The following is an 18,340-nucleotide window of genomic DNA, read 5'->3' on the forward strand; positions in this document are numbered from 1 at the left end:
CCCGAACGAGAACAACTAGCCTCTTAAAACGTTTGCGTATTTCTGTTAAAAATGACAGGAAATCGACATATAAAAAAACAAGCACCCACCATTTGAGACAAATGGAAAGGTACTTGTCTGTTTAACATTAATCAATGGATTTCAGTGCTTCTAGCATATCAACCTTTCTCAACTGGTGGTTGACATACCAACCAAGGAAAGCTAGAATGCCCACAATCGCTAAGATAGGTATGAGATAGACCTCTACTCCTACTTCTGGATTGAAGCGGATACTATCAGAGCCAATCATATAGAGCAAGAGGCGGTGGAGATAGAAGCCACCAATTAGACCAGCCACAATCCCGATAGTAGACAAAGCTATGGTTTCACGATAAATGTAGAGGGTTACTTCTTTATTATGAAATCCAAGTACGCGAATGGTGGATAATTCTCGGATACGTTCTGACATATTGATAATGGTCAAATTGTAGAGAATCACCAGTCCGAGTAAGATGGACAGTACCACCAAAATGGTCATGACGCTCTGAAGAGAGGCTGCCATTGTCGTTAGCATGGCCATGAGAGATGTATTCTGTACTAGACTTTTGACAGCAGTCATATCCAATAATTGGCTGGATACTTCTTGTACATGTTGGGCATTATCTTTTTTGAGTTCGACTAGGTAGGCGTTTGCTAATTTTCTGCTACCCGTCACCTCCTGATAGTATTCATCCCTCATAAAAATAAAGTGTCCAGCATACATGTCAGCAATACCATCTATTCGAACTTCAACTTCTTTGTCATTGAGGGTCAACTTAAGCTTATCACCAAGGGCGACATCATATAATTGTGCGAGTTTTTCAGTCAGAATCACGCCTCGTCCTGTTAGAGTGAGTTCTCTTCCTTTACTGGTTTCAAGCTCTATCAAATGTCCCATATCTGGTCTATCCGTGATATAGAGGCTGATGGATGCTGTTTTTTCTTGGTCATTTGAGGTGATTTTTTCTGTTATTTGTTCAAATGCCACAGGTAAGGATTGACGAACTTGGTCAGACTGTAGAAAATCAGACAGTCCATCTAGTTCTTCCTCAGAAGCTTTGCTATTTTCCACCACCAACATATCATAATGGATCAGGTCGCCAAACTGTCGGTCGACGACACCAGAGATAGAGGAACGGATGCCCAAGCCGCCAAATAGGAGTGCAACTGTCCCCGCCACGCCAAAGATGGTCATCAGCATCCGCAGTTTGTAGCGGAAGATGTTGCGAGCTGTCACCTTATGGGTGAAACTGAGGCGAGACCAGACAAAGCGCCAGCGCTCCAGAAGGATTTTTGAGCCTGATACTGGTGGTTTGGGTAAGAGGAGACTGGCCGGCTTTTCAAAGAGTTCGCGTTGCGCGACCAGATAGGCAGGCAGCACCGCGGATAAGAGCGTTAAGCCGATGGCTAGACTGGTCCACAGTGGGTAGAAATATAGGGTGGATGCGCCGATAACCGTTGTCTCAGTAATAATAGAAGAGATGAGTGGAGATAGAACTGTGTTTCCCAAGATGATACCAACGATTGCCCCTGCAAGCCCAGCGCCTAGTCCGTACAAGACAAACTTAGCCATGATTTGTTTATTGGTGTAGCCTAAGGCTTTAAACAATCCAGACTGGGTGCGTTCTTCATCTACAAATCGTGCCATTGTGGTAAAGGTCACTAAGGCAGCAACCAAATATAAGACGACAGGGAAGACATTTCCAACTGCTGCGATGGATTTGGTGGCATTTTGATAGGTTACATAGCCATCACTGCCCGGCAAGGTCGAGCGTGTGTAGACTTGATAACTGGATTTTTCAATCTTACTCAACTCTGTCTTAGCGTCTTCAATTTCGCTCTGAGCTGCTGTAATTTCTTTTTCAGCTTGTGCTTTTTGAGTGGAGAATTCTTGACTTGCCTTGCTTAGTGCTTCGTCCGCCTGATTGAGTCTGAGTTCCTCTTGGTTGAGGGTCAGGCTTGAGGATTGCAATTGTTGGACACCCCATTCATAATTAGCAACACCTCTTTGATAGGCAGCGTAGCCATTTTCGTATTCCGTCAACCCAGCATTATAGTGTGCAAGGCCTGATTGGTATTCCACATTCCACGCTTCATATTGCTTTTGTCCTGCTTGATATTCGGCTTTTTTCGATTGTAAGAAGTCAAAGCTAGCTTGATAGCCTGCATGAGCTTGCTCAAATTCGGTTTCCAATTGATCCAGACGTGCCTTTTCAGCATCTAGGGCTTCTTGGCGCGCCAGCAATTCAGGATAGTCGGATAAACTCTCACCTTCCTGCACTTGGCTTTCCACTTGGGTATTCAGGTCGTTTTGCTCTTGAAACCATGCATTTCTACCTGAGGAAATGGTGGCACCTAGATCACTTAATTGGGCATTTTGTTTGTCTAATTCTTGTTGGGCTGTTTCCAATTGCTGAGCAGATTGTGAGAGCTCTGCTGCGCTTGCATCCAAAAAGGATTTGGTTTGATCTAATTTTTTCTTGGATTCATCCAATTGCTGTTTGCTGGCCTCCAAGCGAGATTTTGTGTCAAGTAAAGTTGCATATGCTAATCTCAGCTCGGATTCAGACTGTATGATTTTAGCCCTTCCACGCGCAAATTTTTCCCGACCTGTTGCCAGCTGGGAATTGCCTTCTTGGATATCGTTCTCGGCATCTGCTAATTCCTGTTGGGCTTTGGCAATTTCTTGCTCTCCCTTTGAAATCCCCTCTTGTCCATCTGCTTGAATGCTTGCAATTCGCTGTTCATCATTATCAGCGACAAGCGATTCCAGTTGCTTTTTATGGTCCTCCAGCTTTTCCGTATAGGCTTGACTGGCATAGGAAAGCTTTGCCAAATCATCATAGGAAATCCGTGCAATCATATAGACATCTGATTGGAAGACAGATGGCAATACCACCCCATAGCCTGTCAGCTGTCCTGTACCACTACTAGCCATTCCCATGGTGACATTGTCCCAAATCTCAGATGAAGCTACAAAACCTACAACTGTGAACGCTGTTTCTTTTAGCACAGTAGTATTTTTATCAGGTTCTTTGATACTAAAAGTATCTCCAATCTGATAGCTTGCTTGAAGTGAGGGAGATAAGGCAATCTGATTTTCAGCGGTTGGAAAATTTCCCTCCACTAAGGTGTACTGGGATAACTCTTCTGGTTTTGAAAACACTCGAACAGCCTGATGGTCTTCTTCCAGGACGACATCCTTGAAATACCCTGGCTCAACTGTTGCATTGTCAATCGTTTGGAGCTCTTTCACATCGTCTTGGGTGATGCCAAGTTCGGACATTACAGCCAAATCCATGGTTCGATTGGCTTCTATATAGGCCTGTGCAGTCCGCTCCATGTTTGGAGCAGTTACCTTCAATCCTGTCAGTGCCAGCGAACCCAACATCATCAAGCTAAAAATAGATAAAAATCGCCCTTTGGAGGACAACATGGATTGTCGAATGTCCTTCCAATAGATGGTCTTTTTCATAGTCTCTCCTAATACTCTAGACTGCTAATGTCCTGTGGTCTCGGGTTTATTTCAATTGAATGAATTCGTGCATCCCGCATACGAATCACTCGATCTGCAATTGGAGCGAGTGCCGCATTGTGCGTCACAATGATAACTGTCGCGCCTTCTTTTCGAGACATATCTTGTAGGATTTGCAAGACCTGTTTTCCTGTCTGATAATCCAATGCTCCTGTTGGCTCATCACAGAGCAGTAATTTGGGATTCTTTGCCACGGCACGCGCAATGGCCACACGTTGCTGCTCCCCTCCTGACAATTGAGCAGGGAAATTGTTCTTCCGATCTCCTAAGCCAACTCTTTCCAAGACTTCTTCAGCATCAAGAGCATCTTTCACAATCTCCGCAGCCAATTCTACATTTTCCTTGGCAGTTAAATTAGCTACTAGGTTATAAAATTGGAAAACAAAGCCCACATCATCTCTCCGATAATTGGTCAATTCATGGCTTGATAATTTGGCAATGTCTACACCATCAATGAAGACCTCCCCCTCGTCTGCTTGATCCATTCCACCTAAGATATTGAGCAAGGTAGATTTACCAGCTCCTGACGAACCTAAAATAATTACTAATTCTCCCTTTTCTATATCAAAGGTCACATCTTTATTTGCCATAATCAGCGCTTCACCCATAGGGTAAAATTTGCCTTCATTTTTCACTTGGATATAGGTCATATGACACCTCTTTCTACCCATAATTATAGCATAAAAAAGACAACCTTTCGATTTACAAGGGTTGTGACTTTAGTAACGATTACAAGATAGAACAACCAACCCAGTCTCGTATTTCCGTGAAGGAGTAATTTGGGTTTTTACTTGGTCGTAGTGAAATTGGTCATAGGCACGCCACGCTTGCTTGGTCGCTTCGCTATTTCATAAAATCGTCATCGTTATAACAAGTAGCTATCTTTTTAGAAAAAAATGAAGCCACTACTTAATCCTTTTCAGTGCAGAACTGTTTAAGTAGTGGCCTTTCCCTATCCTGGCAAAACAAAAGCTACAAGGAAATGAGCCTGAGTGCCTTGAGCAAGCACATTCAGTGTAGCACATTGAGATTATTTTGTCATGTCAAACAGTTATACCTTTAGTTGGTACGGTCACAAAACAAGCGTTTTTCTTGGTTTGAGCGTTTACCCCAATTCCTTCACCACTTCGATGACGGATTCATAATCAGGGTGTGTATTAACATTGTCCACGTACTCAACATACAGAATGGTATTGTCACTATCTAGGACAAATACAGCTCTTGCAAGCAAATGCCATTCTTCCATCAACACGCCATAGGATTTTCCAAATGCATGGTCATAATAATCCGATAAGGTCACAGCATTTTCTAGGCCTGCTGCCCCACACCAGCGTTTTTGAGCAAATGGTAGATCCACTGAAACAGTGATCACAGCTGTATCTTCATTGAGTGCCAATTCTTGGTTGAACCGGCGAGTTTGTGTATCACAGACACCTGTATCCAACGATGGAACGACACTAATCACCTTTATTTTCTGACCGAAGTCTGAAAGAAGTTTTGCCTGTAAATCATTATCCATCAACACAAAGTCAGGTGCTTTATCCCCTACTGTCAAACGGGGGCCAATCAAAGTTACAGTTTGTCCAATAAATGTTGTCATATGCTTTCTCCATTCCTTTTGTTATCATTGTAGGCGTTTAAGGAATTTTTAGCCACTAATTTGTTTGGGAATATTATAAGCATAGAAAGAACTGAGGATTCGTAACGGAATTTAAATCCCAACAAATCCCTTATAAAACACATCCTAAATCAAACACCCTACAGACGAAAAAATCATCTGCGGGGTATTTTCATATGTATAACATCATTACCGTCAATCCATTAGAGGCTATCAATTCGGGTGTTTTTCAATCGCAGAGCATTCAAGACGACTGACACTGAGCTGAGAGCCATGGCTGCTCCTGCCAACATGGGGTTGAGCAATGGACCACCAAATAGGTGAAGGACCCCCATAGCAATAGGAATTCCTACGACATTGTATGCAAACGCCCAGAATAGGTTTTCCTTAATATTTCGAATCGTTAATTGACTGAGTCGAACTGCTCTTGGTACATCTAATAGATCTCCATGCATCAGTACGAGGTCAGCAGACTCAATCGCTACATCTGTTCCTGTTCCGATAGCAATCCCAACTTCAGCTTGGGCCAGGGCAGGGGCATCATTGATTCCGTCACCAACCATGGCAACTTGTTTTCCTGATTCTTGGATGCGTTTGACCTGTTCTGCCTTATCCTCTGGCAGAACTTGACTAATCACTCTGTCAATACCGACTTGCTCTGCAATGGCTTGAGCTGTTTTGGCATTGTCCCCTGTCAGCATAACCACTTCCAATCCCATTTGATGCAAAGCTTGGATAGCGGCCTGACTAGAGGGTTTTACTTGGTCCGCGATGGCAATCACGGCAACTAGTTCCCCATCTGCTGCCATATAAACAGGCGTTTTGGCTTCGGATGCGAATGTTTCCGCGACAGCTACTGCCTGGTCAATCTCAATAGCAGATTCTGTCATTAATTTGGCATTTCCGAGTAAAATGTGTTGCTCTGCTATTGTCACAGATAAGCCTCGACCTGAAAGTGCTTGGAAATCTTTGCTGGCAAGTAAGGGAATTGATTTCTCTTCTGCTGAACGTAAGAGGGCTTGAGCCAATGGATGCTCGGAGTATTGCTCACTGCTTGCTGCTAGTTGAAGGGCTTGTTCATTTGTGAAATTTCCGAAAACCTGAATGTCTGTTACGACAGGTTTCCCTTCAGTAATGGTTCCAGTCTTATCAAAGACGATGGTATCAATTTTTTCAAGGACTTCTATCGCTTGTCCGGACTTAAAGAGAACGCCGTTCTCAGCCCCCTTACCTGTTCCAACCATGATAGCAGTTGGTGTCGCTAGTCCCAGTGCACATGGACAGGCTATAACAAGGACAGAAATTGTAATCGAAAGGGAGAACATCCAGGGCTCTTGTCCCAAGAAGTACCAAGCAAGGCCAGAAAGGACGGCTAATCCCATTACAATTGGAACAAAGACTGCTGAGACGCGGTCAGCCAACTGCGCAATCGGAGCTTTTGAACCCTGTGCTTCTTCCACCAAGCGAATAATTTGGGACAATGTGGTATCTGCTCCAACTTTTGTCGCTTCCATTTGGAAAGCACCATGTTGATTGAGAGTCGCACCAACGACTGTATCCCCAATAGTTTTTTTAACAGGCAAACTTTCCCCTGTCAGCATGGATTCATCAACAGTCGATTGGCCTTCTACTATTTTCCCATCAACTGGAATCTGTTCACCAGGGCGGACTTGAAGGACATCTCCTACTTTGACTTGGTCTAAGGGCAGGGTTACTTCTTGACCTTCACGGAGAACACGTGCAGTTTTAGGGGCGAGGTTCATCAGTTTACTGATGGCTTCTGAAGTACGCCCTTTTGATAATGCCTCCATGTATTTTCCAAGAGTGATAAGAGTTAAAATAACAGCTGCCGATTCAAAATAGAGCTCAGGATGTCCATGTTGGGTATCCACTTGATTGGTAGCAATCAAAATCGTCATAATGATCCCTTGAACCAGGGCTGCACTTGTCCCGACGGCTATCAAACTATCCATATTGGGATGTCCTGCTAGGAGTGTTCTAAAGCCTTTTTGATAAAATGCACGACCAACATATAGGACTGGTAATACAAGAATGAGCTGAACTAGGGCAAAAACTAGTGGCTGGTGTAAGATAGCTGGCAAGGGTAATCCACCACCTGGTAACATTGGACCCATAGCGATGTAAAGCAATGGAAGCGTAAAGACACTAGACCAGATAAATCTGCGCCACAAATCATTTTTGTGTTGTTCTTTTCCGCTCGGTTGAGCTTCTGACTCTTGTGTTTTTGGCAGCACCGCTTTATAACCTGCTTTTTCAACAGCTGTCTCGATTTCTGATAAGCTCAGATGGGCTGGATCATACTGAATGGTTGCTTTTTCCGTTGCTAGATTCACACTGGCGTTTTGTATTCCATCTAGCTTATTCAAGGCTTTTTCCACTGTAAGGGCACAGGTTGCGCAAGTCATTCCTTCAATAGCAAGCGTTTGGCTCTGGTAAGGATTTTCCAATTCATATCCAGCTTTTTCTACAGCCATCTGCAAGTCTTTCATTCCAACTTCCTGCTCATCATATTCAACAGTTACTTTTTCAGTCGCAAGATTGACTGTAGCCTTGGAAACTCCTGCTACTTTTCCAACAGCCTTTTCAACAGTTAATGCACAGGTTGCGCAAGTCATCCCATTGACATTATAGATAGATGTTTTCATAATACTGCTCTCCTTTTGACTACGTTTGTAATCATATTATACACTTTTTGATTACATTTGTAAACGATTTTGATTAAAAAAATAGAGATCATCCCTATTTCTTTCGTGCTAACATGGTCGCAAACCGCATCTTAAGGAAATTGCCATTTTCATCCCGCTTATGGAGTTGACCAAAATCTTCATTGTACTTGACCAGTTCCCAGTCACGGTAGTATTCTTTCAACTCACCTGCTCCAAAAGTAAAGGAGAAATTCATAGGACATGGCGCATCTTCTGTATCCATGGCCGCCACAATTAAGTTATAACCTCCAGTGCGTGTTCTCTCCTGTATATTGTGGATAATGTCCGATACCCGATTTCGCTCTAAGAACATAAAGACCACTGTTGAGATAATCCAGTCATAGTCCTGCTCCAGGCTGGCTGAATTGATGTCATATGTTCCAGCTTGAAGCTCCAGATCTTCCACTTCCTTGACCTGCAAGAGTGTCCGAATACGCGGTACATCTTTATCTACAGCTGTTACCTCAAACCCCTGCTGAGCCAAATAGAGACTATTTCGACCATGCCCACAGCCTAAATCTAAGACCTTACAAGGCTCAATTATCTTCAAAGCATCTAAGACCTCTGAATGGGTTCGCGTATAGTCATACTTTTTAGCAAAATAGTCTTCTGGCTGACAGAAGAATTCCAAGAAAAACTCCGTTTCCTCTGTCAATAGGGTCACACGATGCCAGGCCTGCGGTTCCACAAAGGGAATATCATCGGTTGGACTGTAGATCCATGTAGCCAAAATCTGACCCTCATCCGATAGAGCTTCAAACTTGAGTTGACCTTTTAAAACCTTGATCTTCGTCCAGGTACCCATCTTGGTATTATGCTTGGTTAAAAAATAATGAGGAACAGTTTCCTGATTCCAAATTGGCATTCGTTTATAGGGAACTAACTGTTTCATCCTATCTCCTTTTCTCTAGTGGATGGTTTTTTAAGTAAGATTCAGTGACTGGACAATTGATTATACAAATCAATTATTATGTTAATGATAGTGTATCATAAAGTCAAGTGATAACAAATGCAATTTTCCCCTTGACTTGGAGTCAACTCCAAGGTGTATACTAGAATTGTTCAATAGAAAACCCATTGGGTTGGCTATTAATTGACAAGGAAGGAGTTCTACTATTAAGACAAGTAGAACAAGGTATTCAATATGAAGACTGCTATTTATGAAAAAGCTGGTAAAATGACAGTTACAGATATCGAGAAACCAAGCATTCAAGCGAAAGATGATGTCATTATCAAGGTTGTTCGCGCCTGTGTCTGTGGTTCAGACCTCTGGAACTATGGGGAACATATTCATCACGATCATGGTGATACCAATACTGGGCATGAAGCCATTGGTATTGTAGAAGAGGTTGGCGAAGATATCACTACCTTTGTACCTGGTGATTTTGTTATTGTTCCATTTACACATGGGTGTGGGCATTGCGATGCCTGTCGTGCTGGCTTTGACGGAACTTGTGACAACCACCCTGGTTATACGAACTGGGGCAACAATTACCAATCACAATATATCCGTTTCCACTATGGCAACTGGGCTCTTGTAAAAATCCCTGGCCAACCGAGTGATTATTCTGAAGGTATGATCAAATCTCTTCTTAGTTTGGCTGACGTGATGCCAACTGGCTACCATGCTGCGCGTGTTGCAGATGTCAAACCTGGTGACAAGGTTGTTGTCATCGGTGATGGTGCAGTTGGTCAATGTGCTGTTATTGCTGCAAAAATGCGCGGGGCTTCTCAGATTATCATGATGAGCCGCCATGCTGACCGCCAGCAAATGGCTCTTGAATCAGGTGCTACTGCCATTGTAGCAGAACGTGGTGAAGAAGGTATTGCTAAAGTTCGTGAATTTCTTGGCGGTGGCGCTGATGCTGCTCTTGAATGTGTCGGTACAGAAGCCTCCATCGAACAAGCCCTCGGTGTCCTACATAACGGTGGCCGTGTTGGTTTCGTTGGCGTTCCTCATTACAATAACCACGCGCTCGGCTCAACCTTTGCTCAAAATATCATCATCGGCGGTGGATCTGCTTCCGTCACAACCTATGACAAAGAAATCCTGCTCGATGCAGTTCTCAAAGGCGACATTAACCCAGGCCGTGTCTTTACTCAGACTTACAGCCTAGACAGTATCGACCAAGCCTACAAAGATATGGCAAACCGCAAAACCATTAAAGCAATGGTAACAGTGGAGTAAGAAAATAGAACAAAACCCCTGAAGTTTACATAAACTTTGGGGGTTTTCGTATAATTAGTAGAAAGATAAAAACGGAACCATCCCACTCATTAGAACTACTAATACTCAATGGAAGTAGAAAGGTCCAGTTTCAACATTTGCAATAACAGAAGCAAGTGTTAAGCATGGATCTTTTTATCTGCAATTGCATCCGTGAGGGTCTGTGAGAAATTCAATCCTAGTTCACGTCCTAGAGTGTCTGCCCAGCGTGGGATAGTGAGTGTTTTCTTTACTGGCTCTTGACTGCCCAAATACTTTGCAACATCCACCATCACCATGGAGATAAAAGACTTGCTAGAATCGTAAACCATCTCAAAATCCTCATCATGGAAAGGGTTATTATCTACTAATGACAAAGTATTTATAGAAGACGGGGTAGGAATGTCTCGTCCATTCTCGATATAATCAGCTAAGTTCATGCCTAACCAATCGCTAGCCATTGCCATAGCGTCCGCCATATCCTCGCCTTGAGTTGCTGAATGCTCAAAATCAGGGAATGTTACAAAGTAGGGCGCGTTAGCTCCGTCTGTATCATCAAAATAAAATAAAGCTGGATAAGTGACAAGCATAGTTTACCTCCAAATGAAAACAAGCGGTAGGCTGTTGTTATAACAGCCCTGCTTGCTTTTTGATACCCCTTTCGGTATATTTGTTTATTTCACCGTGGGGAATGGTTATGGGTCGCTCGCCTGCTTTTTCAAGTTTCACGTGTGACCCCTTACCGCCTTTGGTTTTTGTCCAACCATGGGCGGTAAGTAGCTTAACCATTTCTTTTTGTGTCATAGGCATAGCGCTTTTACCTCCTGACAAGATTATTATACCATACGTATTACACGTATTCAACCACAAAGATTCAGAAAATGTCTGAAATTTGTGACTGATAATCAATGTAAATAGCCTCCAAACTCTGGCTCTGATACTCAATGGAAATCAAAATCTGACTTGCTCTAAAGTTCGGGGAACCTTTAGAGGTTGGAAATAGGCGAACGTAGTTCGATTCAACTTGTATAGACAGAACATTCTCCTTTTTATATTTCAAGGGAACTGGCTGTTAGGATCCACTGGAGCTTGACACTCATCAAATCAAGTCAACAACGTCTGATTTTGATTTTCGAAGAGTATGAGGGTTTATTTTCAAAAAAAAAACCAGGATTTCTCCCAGTTCTTATCGATTATTAATCGCCTTCATGGTCCGTTTAATATCACGGTCTTGCTCACGGCGTTTGATGGACTCCCGCTTGTCGTAGTCATGCTTCCCTTTAGCAAGCCCAATCAAGACCTTGGCAAAGCCGTCCTTGATATAGACCTTGAGAGGAACAAGGGTCATCCCAGTTCCCTTGACTTCATTCTCCAAATCTGCAATCTGCTTCTTTCGCAGGAGAAGCTTGCGAGTTCGTGTTGGCTCTTGGTTCCAGATATTGCCCTCATCATAGGGAGCGATATGAACATTAACCAACCAAGCCTCACTATTCTTTATTTGGGCAAAACCATCTTTAAGGTTGATCCGCCCCGCACGAATGGACTTAATCTCTGTCCCCGTAAGGACAATCCCCGCCTCCACTGTATCCACAATGGTATAGTCGTGACGGGCTTTTTTATTCTGCGCAATCACATTGCCCTCACCCTTGGCCATACCTATCTCCTTTTCTTCTTATCCTTTTTCGCCACTTCTTTATAAAATGGTTTCTTTTTCTTGTCAGTTGCTCCAGACTTTGATTTGCTGTCTTTTCCAGACTTGTGACGTCCGCTGTCGCGACCAACAGCTTCCTTTTTACGGTTTTTGCCTCGTCCTCGCCCTGACCGATCATCACGATCGCGGTTTGAATGACTCATTGTTTTCCGTTTCGCCTTTAGATTCTTCTCGACAAGATCCAGCTCGGACGGCACGTGGGCAAAATCGATTTCCCCTGTCATCTTATCCGCCCGCGTTAGCTTAATTCGGATTGGCTGACCGACACGGAAGACACGACCAGATTTCTCACCCTGCAAGGTTAGAGTCCGCTCGTGGAACTGGTAGTACTCGTTGAGGTTGGTAACATGGATCAGTCCTTCAACTGTATTTGGCAACTCAACAAAGAGACCAAACTTGACCACGCTAGACACGACACCATCAAACTCTTGCCCGACAAATTCTTGCATGAACTCTGCCTTCTTCATGGCTTCGACTTCCCGCTCTGCATCGATAGCACGGCGTTCTAAACTGGACGAAGACTTGGCAAGCTCAGGAATTACCTGCTCAAAATGCTCTGCTTTTTCCGCAGGATTGTGACCATATTCCCGCACCATACGGTGAACCAGCAGGTCGGGATAGCGGCGGATAGGACTGGTGAAGTGGGTGTAAAACTCCGCACCCAGTCCGTAGTGCCCGTGGTTCTGCTCTGAGTAGCGCGCCTGCTGCATGGAACGCAGCAACATCATGTTGAGGACATCCGCATAGGGTTCATCCTTGACCCGCTCCATAAGATCTTGAAGGGCATCCTGGCTGATAGAGCTAGCCGTACCGTAAACCGTCAAGCCAAAGCTTGTCGCATAGTCGATGAACTTCTGTAACTTTTCTGACTTAGGCTCCTCGTGGATCCGATAGATGAAAGGAAGGTCAAGCTTGGCAAAATGCTCGGCAACGCACTCGTTGGCAGCCAGCATGAAGGACTCAATCATCCGTTCGGCAATACCCCGTTGACGCAGTTGAATATCTACTGGCAGACCATCCTTGTTGACGATGATTTTGGCTTCAGATGTATCAAAGTTCAGAGCCCCACGCTTGTAGCGCATGGCTTCCAGCGTCTCATGGAGTTTGACCATGAGCTCAACACTTGGCACGATCGCCTTGTATGTAGCAAGCTTTTCCTGATTTCCTGCAATCATGTCATTGACATCAGAATAGGTCATGCGGAAGGTGGTTTTAATAACTGTCTGGCCAATCCAGTGCTTAACCACCTTGCCCTTATGGTCAATTTCCATAATAGCCGACTGGGTCAGGCGATCCACATTTGGATTAAGGGAACAAATACCATTTGACAAACGTTCTGGCAACATTGGCACCACACGGTCGGTCACATAGACAGAAGTCCCACGCTTGATGGCCTCTTGATCCAAGGCTGAGCCTTCCGTGACATAATAGCTGACATCAGCGATATGGACACCCAGTTCCAGATTACCGTTCTTGAGTTGCTTGATATGGACAGCATCGTCCAAGTCCTTGGCATCCGCACCGTCAATGGTGAAGATGATTTCATCCCGCAGATCCAAACGGCCTTCAAAGTCCTTCTCAGACGGACTTTCTGGCGCTCGATCAGCCTCCGCCAAGACTTCATCAGGGAATTCCGACACGATATCCATGGATTCCAAAACTTCCAAGACATCGATCCCTACATCATCCTTATGTCCCACCACATCCCGAATGGTCGCAACAAAATAGTCCCGTTTCTTATTTGGATAGGCTTCAATGTCGACTTTGAGGATTTCCGTTCCGGTCAATACCAAAGGTGACTTCTTGATGTAAATCTTCTGAGCGATTTTCTGGTTTTTAGACTTGATGTAGCCTGAATACTCGGGCCTGTCTTCATCAAAAACAATCAAGCCCACCGCAGTTTTCAGGCTATGTTCTAAAATATCAATGACTTCCGCTTCTGCGGCAGTTCCCTTGAGACGATCTGCAACCTTTTTAATTGCAATCTCAACTCTGTCACCCTCGATAGCAAAGTTAACATTGTCACGACTGACAAAGAGATCATCTTCCTCCTCATCAATGGTCACAAATCCAAAACCAGACTTGTGGGCATGGAAAATGCCCTGCAAGATTACTCTATTTCTAGTAACCTTGGGCGCTGGAAGAGCAATTCTTCCATCTTGGTCGAAAACCAGTTTCCGCTGACCTTCCATAGAAGAAACTAGCTTGACCAAATCGGTAAAGCTCTTAGCAGAACCAGCTCCAAACTGATCCGCTAATTGCTCCATGGTAACAGGCCCAACTTCTTTAATATAGTTAATAATTTCGTTTTTCATTTATACTTACCAAAGTGCTGGATAAAAATCTAACACTATTTCTCTTAGTTTGCGTCATCATTAAGACGCAGTGGTTGATTGCTCCAACAATCCTTTGGAGTGAAACAGTTCAGTGAACTGTTTCAGCTGGTCACCTAAAAATAAGAAAGTGACCATAGAAGCCCGAACCAATCAATACGGAAGTGAGGGGAACTCCTTTACATCTGTCGAGTTCTGGCCCACTCCCAAAAAAATAGACCAAGAACAAGTCCCAGTCTGTCTATCTACTTACTAGAAATGATTACTAGCGCGACAGCATCTAACAACCACAAAAAGATAAGGATGGCTGTAGTACGCTGCATAACGGCTTCAAAACCACGCGCCTTTGCACGCTCAAAGAGGGCTCCACTTGAAGCATCAAAAACGTTACTTGATTGGTTTTTTGCTGGTTGGATAAGAATCATGGCTATAAGAATAACAGATAAAATCAACAGAATGGTTAATAATGCTTGATACATATTTTTTTCTCTTTCTATAATAACTCCATTCATTATAGCATAAAATTTATTTGGTTTCAAGATGGAGTGTAACTTTTCTCTCTTTTGGGCAGTATTTTAGGACCTCAATCTTATCAGGATGGGTCTTGGCATTTTTACTGGTCAGATAGTTTTTACTACCACACTCTGAACATTGTAAATTGATTTTAACTCTCACTAAATATCCCTTACTTTCAAGTAATTTCTAAAGTTGGTCAAAGACCAGATTAGGTTAAAGAGGACCAATCCACTGGATAGGTAAAATACCCAATCATAGCCCATATGGGCTGCGACTGCCGACCCCATCATCGGACCAACTACAGAACCCAAATTATTAAAAAGTTGGTTATAAGCAAAAATTCTTGATATACCTTCTTTTGGGGTCAACTTGGTCAGTAATGAATTGACAGATGGCAAGAGCGCCCCAGTTCCAAAACCATACAAAAATCGTAGCAAACCTAATTGAAATGGATTTTCCGCAAAAACACAGAAAACATTAATCAATAGACTATAGGTAAGAGCCATTAACAAGAGTCGATGATTGCCGATTCGGTCACCCAACTTACCAAGGTAACCCGATGTCGCCAAAGATGCCATTCCAGGAAGAGAAATGATAAAACCAGCCACAAAGAGTAAATTATCGGTTTGTCCCAAATGACGAACGTAAAGAGTCAAAATAGGAACGACTGCTTGTGCCGCAGCAATGATAACCATAGAGGTCACGAAGAGTCCCACTAATATTTTTCGGTCTTTTACCTGAGCAAAAACTTCTTTGACAGGTAAGGCATCGCTCTTCTTAATTGGTACAAAATCCTCTCGGATATAGAACACAGTCAATATTACTACTATAGCATAAAGAAGACCAACCAACAAGAATACAGTATGGACTCCAAACATTTCAGCTAAGACACCACCTAGAGTCGGACCAATCAAATTTCCGGCTACAGCACCAGTTGATAACGTTCCTAGAGCATAACCTGTCTTATCTTTTGGAACTTGACTAGCAATTAGCGCTGTCGCATTTGGGATATAACCCGTAAAGACACCATTTAACACACGTAAAACAAGAAGCCAGAAAACATTGGGAACAAAAGCCATTCCACCCATGGTAAAGATCATAACAAAAGCCGCCCGAACCATCATAGGCTTGCGCCCATAGCGGTCAGCCAAACTCCCCCAAATCGGTGCCATCAAGGCCGCTGCAAGAGCATTCGTTGATACAGCAAGCCCCGCATAATATTCCACCAAACCAGGCCCTACACCCAATTCTTCCACGAACACTGATATAAACGGCATAACCAAGGTAAAACTCGTTCCCGTCAGGAAATTTCCCAACCAAGCCACCTTCAAATTCTGTTTCCAATAACTACTACTGTCGTCCATCCTGCAAATCCTCCAAAAGTAGTGCGACCCTTGCTAATGTCTCCTCGACGACACCACTATTATCAATTAATACCTGAGCCTTCGCTCGTTTTTCTTTTAAAGAAAGCTGCGCATTCAGTCGATTTTCAGCATCTTGAACAGAAAAACCATTGCGCTTCATAAGCCGTTCCAACTGCTGCGCCTTATCGACATAAACCAGCCAGACTTCATCCACTTCCCCGCTATAATCCGCCTCGTACAGCAAAGGGATATCCATGAAAATTACCTCCTCAGTCTGCTTAAGAGCATCCCTTCTAGCCAGCAATTCCTCCCTGATAATCTTGTCCTGCAAAAGAGACAAATGTGCTCTTAGTCCAACATTCTCAAAGACTGCTTGACCTAATTTTTTCCGATCCAAATCCCCTTCTGCCGTTAGAATTGAGTTACCAAACTCTGCGACAAGAACCTGATAGAGTTTACCACCCTTTGCTTGCAATTCATGAACCACTTGATCCGCATCAATGACCGGATAGCCCTGTCGGCGTAGGAAATCCGTTATAGTTGATTTTCCTGACGCAATTCCACCTGTTAATCCAATTACCTTAGTCATTGTTCACCTGACACGTGGGACAGAAATGTGTTCCACGACCGCCTAACTGGATTTTCACAATCTCTGTCTGGCAGCGAGGACAAGCCTGTCCTGTCTTTCCATAAACTTGTAAATATTCTTGCATGGTTCCATCCATCCCCAAGGCATTCTTGTATGTCCGAATCGTAGAACCACCTTTTTCAATCCCTAATTGCAACACTGCAATTACAGCTTGACGCAGGTCTTCTGCCTGTCTCTCCGTAAGTCGACAACTAGCTTGAGCTGGATGAATCTTAGCTCTAAACAAAACCTCGTCTACATAGATATTGCCCAAACCAGCCACTAAAGACTGATCCAAGAGATGGGCTTTAATAGGTTTTTTGGAACGTGCCAGTTTGGTCTTGAATACCTCCAAGTCAAAATCTTCCTCTGTCGGTTCGGGGCCAAGATTTCGATTGAGAAAATAGGCCTCAACATCCGCTTTCCCAAGCAATTCCATGGTCCCAAACTTACGAACATCTTGATAAACCAGCGTCGACCCATCTGAAAATGTAAAAAAGGCATGAAAATGCTTATTTTTCGGAACATTTTCTGAAAAATAGTTGTATTTTCCTTCCATACGCAAATGAGAAATCAACACAAAATCCGTCAGATAGATTAACAGATACTTGCCACGACGATCCACATGCTGTATTTCTTGACCAATTAAATCCTGACAGAATACGTCTATACCAGTCTTAACCATCGGAGCATAGGTCACCTTCACCTTGGTGATGACCTTCCCCTTAACCAACCGATTCAAACCACGACGAACCGTCTCCACCTCAGGTAACTCAGGCAATATACGATACCAAGAGCGTAAAAAGCGACTGAAAATTAGGAGAGAGACGCTGTGTGACTTGCACACAAGGAGCTCTATCTATTTTCCGAGCTTTTAGCTCGGGTTCAAGTACGCAACACTCGTCCTTTCTAACAAAATTATAAAATAAAACAAAAATAGAAACCTGACCGACGGTGCTTCGGCACCTAGGTCACGGTTGTCTTTTTTCAAAGAGTCGTAGGCGGGTTCAATTCCAACACCTAATCGGCTTTCCTTTCTAAATTAAGATAACAAGATAAAAGGAGAGCGACGCTGTGTGACTTGCACACAAGGAGCTCTATCTATTTTCCGAGCTTTTAGCTCGGGTTCAAGTACGCAACACTCGTCCTTTCTAACAAAATTACAAAATAAAACAAAAATAGAAACCTGACCGACGGTGCTTCGGCATCTAGGTCACGGTTGTCTTTTTTCAAAGAGTCGTAGGCGGGTTCAATTCCAACACCTAGTCGGCTTTCCTTTCTAAATTAAGATAACAAGATAAAAGGAGAGCGACGCTGTGTGACTTGCACACAAGGAGCTCTATCTATTTTCCGAGCTTTTAGCTCGGGTTCAAGTACGCAACACTCGTCCTTTCTAACAAAATTACAAAATAAAACAAAAATAGAAACCTGACTAGCAAAAGAAGCCCAGATAGAAAGAGTCTGTTCATTAACTGTTTTAATCTTCATTTACCATACCATTACGACGGAAAACACCACAAAAGTGGTGTTTTTATCTTTTCATTAATAGATTTGAAAGCAGAGTATAAGCGAGAATGGACAAGTTATCAAATTTCTCTAGGTTTGGGTTTTCACATGGTCACTTTCGCATTTCTAGGTGACCAGCTGAAACAGTCTATTCCCAGACGGTTTCAAACCTCCGAACC

At 43.4% G+C, this 18,340-nt stretch carries 15 protein-coding genes; 1 reads left to right on the forward strand and 14 read right to left on the reverse strand.

Annotation, left to right across the window (positions count from 1 at the left end; genetic code table 11):
* Positions 1–127 precede the first annotated feature (127 nt).
* The 5 genes from D2A30_07385 to tehB all read right to left on the reverse strand — a co-directional run bounded on the left by D2A30_07385 (position 128) and on the right by tehB (position 8,789).
* Complete coding sequence (locus tag D2A30_07385) at positions 128–3,493, reverse strand: ABC transporter permease (GenBank protein ID ULL21405.1); 3,366 nt, start codon at positions 3,491–3,493, stop codon at positions 128–130.
* Positions 3,494–3,501: 8 nt separating this feature from the next.
* Positions 3,502–4,203, reverse strand: coding sequence for an ABC transporter ATP-binding protein (locus tag D2A30_07390; protein ID ULL21406.1), 702 nt, complete (start codon positions 4,201–4,203; stop codon positions 3,502–3,504).
* Positions 4,204–4,658: 455 nt separating this feature from the next.
* The gene (locus D2A30_07395) at positions 4,659–5,153 is read right to left on the reverse strand and encodes a thiol peroxidase (protein ULL21407.1); all 495 of its coding nucleotides are present in this window, start codon (positions 5,151–5,153) and stop codon (positions 4,659–4,661) included.
* A gap of 221 nt (positions 5,154–5,374) precedes the next feature.
* Positions 5,375–7,837, reverse strand: coding sequence for a Cu(2+)-exporting ATPase (locus D2A30_07400; GenBank protein ID ULL21408.1), 2,463 nt, complete (start codon positions 7,835–7,837; stop codon positions 5,375–5,377).
* 94 nt (positions 7,838–7,931) lie between these two features.
* Entirely contained in the window at positions 7,932–8,789 is an 858-nt protein-coding gene (gene tehB, locus D2A30_07405; protein ID ULL21409.1) for an SAM-dependent methyltransferase TehB, read from the reverse strand.
* 252 nt (positions 8,790–9,041) lie between these two features.
* Between tehB and D2A30_07410 the strand changes: the two genes are divergently transcribed.
* On the forward strand, positions 9,042–10,085 hold the full coding sequence (locus D2A30_07410; GenBank protein ID ULL21410.1) for a Zn-dependent alcohol dehydrogenase: 1,044 nt from the start codon (positions 9,042–9,044) through the stop codon (positions 10,083–10,085).
* A gap of 158 nt (positions 10,086–10,243) precedes the next feature.
* Here D2A30_07410 and D2A30_07415 read toward each other — a convergent pair whose 3' ends face one another.
* The 9 genes from D2A30_07415 to mutM all read right to left on the reverse strand — a co-directional run bounded on the left by D2A30_07415 (position 10,244) and on the right by mutM (position 17,436).
* Positions 10,244–10,693: a type II toxin-antitoxin system HicB family antitoxin gene (locus D2A30_07415; GenBank protein ULL21411.1), complete on the reverse strand. Its 450-nt coding sequence runs from the start codon at positions 10,691–10,693 to the stop codon at positions 10,244–10,246.
* A 37-nt stretch (positions 10,694–10,730) separates the two neighbouring features.
* Complete coding sequence (locus D2A30_07420) at positions 10,731–10,940, reverse strand: type II toxin-antitoxin system HicA family toxin (protein ULL22013.1); 210 nt, start codon at positions 10,938–10,940, stop codon at positions 10,731–10,733.
* Positions 10,941–11,289: 349 nt separating this feature from the next.
* Positions 11,290–11,757, reverse strand: a complete 468-nt coding sequence (gene smpB, locus D2A30_07425) for an SsrA-binding protein SmpB (protein ID ULL21412.1) — start codon at positions 11,755–11,757, stop codon at positions 11,290–11,292.
* Positions 11,758–11,759: 2 nt separating this feature from the next.
* On the reverse strand, positions 11,760–14,129 hold the full coding sequence (rnr, locus tag D2A30_07430; GenBank protein ID ULL21413.1) for a ribonuclease R: 2,370 nt from the start codon (positions 14,127–14,129) through the stop codon (positions 11,760–11,762).
* A gap of 263 nt (positions 14,130–14,392) precedes the next feature.
* Positions 14,393–14,626, reverse strand: a complete 234-nt coding sequence (gene secG / locus D2A30_07435) for a preprotein translocase subunit SecG (protein ID ULL21414.1) — start codon at positions 14,624–14,626, stop codon at positions 14,393–14,395.
* A gap of 46 nt (positions 14,627–14,672) precedes the next feature.
* Positions 14,673–14,822: a 50S ribosomal protein L33 gene (gene rpmG, locus D2A30_07440; GenBank protein ID ULL21415.1), complete on the reverse strand. Its 150-nt coding sequence runs from the start codon at positions 14,820–14,822 to the stop codon at positions 14,673–14,675.
* Positions 14,822–16,027, reverse strand: coding sequence for an MFS transporter (locus D2A30_07445; GenBank protein ID ULL21416.1), 1,206 nt, complete (start codon positions 16,025–16,027; stop codon positions 14,822–14,824). The genes rpmG and D2A30_07445 overlap by 1 nt, the downstream gene beginning before the upstream one ends.
* A complete protein-coding gene (locus D2A30_07450; protein ID ULL21417.1) occupies positions 16,014–16,616 on the reverse strand; it encodes a dephospho-CoA kinase in 603 nt (200 codons plus the stop codon). Before D2A30_07450 ends, D2A30_07445 begins: the two co-directional genes overlap by 14 nt.
* Positions 16,609–17,436, reverse strand: a complete 828-nt coding sequence (mutM, locus tag D2A30_07455) for a DNA-formamidopyrimidine glycosylase (protein ID ULL21418.1) — start codon at positions 17,434–17,436, stop codon at positions 16,609–16,611. The genes D2A30_07450 and mutM overlap by 8 nt, the downstream gene beginning before the upstream one ends.
* Positions 17,437–18,340: the final 904 nt, after the last annotated feature.

The organism is Streptococcus suis, assembly GCA_022354845.1.
Lineage (GTDB): Bacteria > Bacillota > Bacilli > Lactobacillales > Streptococcaceae > Streptococcus > Streptococcus suis_AA.